The 279-nt window shown below is 28.0% G+C and carries 1 protein-coding gene; it reads right to left on the bottom strand.

Annotated elements, in window-relative coordinates; all coding sequences use genetic code 11:
- On the bottom strand, positions 1-279 hold a 279-nt coding region (locus SB717_RS35200; protein ID WP_410907543.1), incomplete at both ends, for a lanthionine synthetase LanC family protein.

Here is a 279-nt window from a genome sequence, read left to right as displayed (position 1 = left end):
ATAGATTTTATCTTTTCAGGATTACTTACTCTTAACATTTGATATCCAATACCAGACAATCCTGTAAATAACCCTATAGATTTAAACCCTTTTGCATATCTCAACATAAACCTATTTTCGCGATGATTCCTGTTTATAATATTTTGTACTATAATTTGAGCCATTTTTAAATCTTCTTCATTTTTACTGTATTCATATTTCTTAAGGAAATATTCTGTAACTGCTATATTTCCATGACAAAGACCATCATTTCCAGACATATCCATATTTAATAACGAC

The organism is Priestia sp. SIMBA_032 (assembly GCF_046535215.1).
Classification (GTDB): Bacteria; Bacillota; Bacilli; order Bacillales; family Bacillaceae_H; genus Priestia; species Priestia aryabhattai.
The sequence above is the reverse complement of the archived record's forward strand: the minus strand, read 5'-3'. Positions and strand labels throughout refer to the sequence as shown.